3 protein-coding genes are annotated in these 2,359 nt (G+C 55.7%); all 3 read right to left on the bottom strand.

Annotated features, from left to right (window positions below; genetic code table 11):
* Positions 1–189: 189 nt before the first annotated feature.
* Positions 190–576 (bottom strand): ester cyclase, encoded by a 387-nt coding sequence (locus T18_RS26165; protein WP_038495679.1) that lies wholly within the window; start codon positions 574–576, stop codon positions 190–192.
* A gap of 69 nt (positions 577–645) precedes the next feature.
* The gene (locus T18_RS26160) at positions 646–1,230 is read right to left on the bottom strand and encodes a histidine phosphatase family protein (protein WP_038495682.1); all 585 of its coding nucleotides are present in this window, start codon (positions 1,228–1,230) and stop codon (positions 646–648) included.
* A gap of 35 nt (positions 1,231–1,265) precedes the next feature.
* Positions 1,266–1,820, bottom strand: a complete 555-nt coding sequence (locus T18_RS26155; RefSeq protein WP_038495976.1) for an AAA family ATPase — start codon at positions 1,818–1,820, stop codon at positions 1,266–1,268.
* Positions 1,821–2,359: the final 539 nt, after the last annotated feature.

Raw genomic sequence — 2,359 nt, 5'->3', positions numbered from 1 at the left:
GGCGTGACCGCGACGCTTGGTGATGCGTCCAGGCGGCACATCCATCACGACAGGACACAGGCAAACATGAGGGCCTGGAAGATCTTGCTTGCTGCGGCGTCAGCTGCCGCAAATGATGCTGCGCAAGACCGATCGTCCACTGCTCGAGAAACGGCTCAACGCGGGTTAGAACGGTTTAGCCTTTGCTGGCTATCGGCCAAGCTGGCGCTCAATTGCGGCCTTGTCTATGATCGACCGGACCTTGCGGATTTTTGTGTGCTCGAATTCGTAAAAGACATGTTCGCTGAATTGTACGCGCCGGCCATTGACCGGGAGGTCCATAAACGTGGCTTTGGGCGTACAGTCGAACGAAAGCCGGGCCGCAATCCGGTTCGCGTCGCTGACGAGGATCTCTGCCTCAAACCGAAGATCTGGAATATCGGCGAAGTCGTGCACCAGCATGTCGCGATAGGCTGACAGGCCGAACGGCCGGCCATTGTGTTCGACATGGTCACCGACGAAGGTACCGAGTTCATTAAAGGCCTGACGGTTGAGGCAGTCGAGATAGGAAAGATAGATGTCGTTGAGTGTTTTCATGGTGTCCTCCTGCAACGGTGCATGTGATGCCTGGATCCTCCCTGACTAGCCGGATCATGATTTTACGGGTCAAGCTGTAATCAGATCGCAGCTGTGGTCATGCAGTCGATAGAATCCGTCCTGGGGGACGGGAAGTGCGAGCATCTCCTGTTTTGAAAGTCCGAGAAACACACCCCGAAGGATCCGCCCGAACAGGCCATGGGAAATGGCGATGGTCGGGTGCTGGACATCGGCAATCCATGACATCGCTCGCTTGCAGGCGTTATCGAAACTTTCGCCATCCGGCGCCCTGAAATACCAGTCGAACGCGTCGGACCCGTCTAGGTGACCGGGAAACTCGTTGTCGATCTCAAATCGCGTCATTCCGTCCCATGAGCCGGTCGTGACCTCCACGAGCCGTTCGTCGTCGACAGATGGCAACGGCACCTTTTCCTGGATCCGCTCTGCGGTCTGCCGCACGCGCCCGAGCGGACTGATCTGCATCCGGAAGAGCTGGTCATCGTTGCACAGCGTGTCGCGGAGCAGGCGAGCGACATGATCCGCCTGTTCAATGCCACGTCGCGTCAGCAGTGAATCCTGTTGCCCCTGAAACCGGCCAAGAGAGTTCCAGACTGTTTCGCCGTGACGAAGGAGATAAATGGTCGGTGTGGCCACGCGTGCTTCACCTCAATGGTCGTTATCGATTGCGTTCATCCGGACGTATCCATACGAAAACGTGTCGATTGCAGCGCATTGATGACCGACTGCAAAGCCTCATCATTGTCCATGCCTGACACTGACAGGACGTGGTGCTCGAAGGTGCCGAGATCGGCAAACCGGGCATGAAGATCGGCGACGACAAGCGGATCGCCGAGGCTGTCGCCACCGCGTGCCTGACAGCGGTCAATCGCCTCTTTCACTGTCGTGCGCAGCACGATGTAGTGTAGCGGGCATTTGAGCGCCATGAAGGTCGGTATCCAGTCTGGTCGTACGACGCCATCGAGAATGACGAAATATCCATGGCTTGCGTAGCGACCGGCAACATCGGCGGCAATCTGCATGATCATGCGGTTCTGCTGATGGGATTGAGGTAGCCATGGATCGATGCGGCCATGCTTGATGTATCCCCACAGATCATCGCTATGGAAATGAACTTTTGGCACGCCGGGCAAGTGGGCCAGCGCTTCGGCTATGGTGGACTTGCCGGAACCGGGATGTCCGGAGAGAAGGAGAATATGGCCGGAAAAATCATCGGGAATGGTCATGGCGCCATCCTTCATACTACCAGATTAATCGTCAACTGGTTGGTGTCGATACGGGTTCGCCTTGGATGGGCGTAGCGGTTCTGGTGGTGGACAAGGGAAGATGTTGCTCTTCCGGTGACATGGCTGAAGGTTTCAGGGGGCTTTGTCAGAGGCTGGCTTTGCGAAACGGACGCCGACACCACCACCGTTCTCGTCAATGAAGTTGAGGCCGGCTTCTTCGAAGGCAAGACGAATCGCAATGAGCGTTGCAGCGTGCCCTGATTTGCCGGATTCAATACGGGTGATCGTTGCGGCAGTTACTTTTGCTCTCGCTGCCAGATCTCGAACGCCCCATCTGAGGGCCGCTCTCGCCATTCGAATTTGATCGTGTGTTATCAAATTATAACCTTGACATAAAAAATGCAAGCCGGGTAGTCTTGGATTTGCTGACGCAACGGCCGAGCAGGTGCTGTAACACCTTACTCGACCTGACCACAATCTAGCTATCTGGAGCTTGGATCATGGCTGATTCTGAGAATAGCAGAACTTTACCTAAAATT

Source organism: Rhizobium sp. TBD182 (genome assembly GCF_001950375.1).
Lineage (GTDB): Bacteria > Pseudomonadota > Alphaproteobacteria > Rhizobiales > Rhizobiaceae > Agrobacterium > Agrobacterium tumefaciens.
The sequence above is the reverse complement of the archived record's forward strand: the minus strand, read 5'-3'. Positions and strand labels throughout refer to the sequence as shown.